Source organism: Hydrogenophaga sp. T2, from assembly GCF_049843535.1.
Classification (GTDB): domain Bacteria; phylum Pseudomonadota; class Gammaproteobacteria; order Burkholderiales; family Burkholderiaceae_C; genus Hydrogenophaga; species Hydrogenophaga crocea.
In genome coordinates, this window is sequence record NZ_JBBHZJ010000020.1 from 1 (window position 1) to 1,240 (window position 1,240).

General features: G+C 63.1%; 1 protein-coding gene. It reads right to left on the minus strand.

Going from position 1 to position 1,240, the window contains the following annotated elements:
- Window positions 1-30: 30 nt before the first annotated feature.
- A protein-coding gene (locus tag WDZ95_RS22220; RefSeq protein WP_425781703.1) for an IS3 family transposase occupies window positions 31-1,178 on the minus strand; the annotation gives its coding sequence in 2 pieces (ribosomal slippage) (window positions 31-917 and window positions 917-1,178; 1,149 coding nt in all).
- Window positions 1,179-1,240 lie beyond the last annotated feature (62 nt).

Consider the following 1,240-nt stretch of genomic DNA (forward strand, 5'->3'; position numbering starts at 1 on the left):
TGGGCTGCTGCCGGTTCCGTTGACACCGACCTAAGCTTCTTGAGCTTTTTCGAACTGTATGGGACTGAGGTATCCGAGCATCGAATGCCGGCGCGTCGGGTTGTAGAAGCACTCGATGTAGTCGAACACATCTGAACGGGCCTGCCCTCGCGTTCGATACACCCTCCTGGCCGTGCGCTCGGTCTTGAGGGAGCTGAAGAAGCTCTCCATGGCCGAGTTGTCCCAGACCTCGCCGGCCCGGCTCATGCTGCAAGTGATGCCCTGTTCGTCCAGCAGCCTCTGGAAGTGCTCGCTGGTGTACTGGCTTCCCTGGTCCGAGTGATGCAGTAAGGCCACCGGCTTGCCCCGGCGCCACACCGCCATCATCAGCGCGTCCACCACGAGCTGCGAGGTCATGCTCTCCTGCATCGACCAGCCCACGATGCGCCGCGAGTACAGGTCCAGCACAGCAGCCACGTACAGCCAGCCTTCTGCCGTCCAGATGTAGGTGAAGTCGGCCACCCACTTCTGGTTCGGGCCATCGGCCTGGAACTGGCGGTCGAGCACGTTGTCAGCCACCGCGCTGCGTTCCCCTCGGTCCTTGGGCAGTCCACGCCGCCGTGGCCGAGCGCGCAGTGCCTGCTCACGCATGAGCCGCTCGATGCGGTGCAGACCACAAGCCTGACCTTGCTCCAGCACGTCGTGCCAAACACGTCGTGCGCCGTAGGTGCGGTCACTGCGCACGAAGCTCTGATGCACCTGAGCGCCCAGCACCTCGTCACTGAAGCTGCGTCGGCTCCTGGGCCGCGTGAGCCACGCGTAGAAGCCGCCTCGCGAGACACCGAGCGCCTCGCACATCAGATTGACCGGCCAGGCCCCTCGGTGCTTCGCCACGAAGCCGAACTTCACATCGACTCCTTCGCAAAGTAGGCCGCGGCTTTTTTCAGGATGTCGCGCTCCATCTTGAGCTTGGCCACCTCCTTGCGAAGCCGCGCTATCTCGATGTCCTGGGCCTTTTGCTTGCCGTTGCCAGGGAACGCCTCTTGCGGCTCCTCCCGCAGCTCACGCACCCACTTGCGCAGCACGTTCTCGTGAACGTCCAGGTCCTTGGCGGCTTGGGCCACCGAAACGCCACGCTCGCTGACCAGCTTGACCGCCTCGAGCTTGAACTCGCGACTGAATGTCCTTCTTCTCTCCATGAGCCACCTCCGGTTTCATCTTCCACCTTAACAAGGTGTCTGTGAAACCGGCAGCAGCCCAC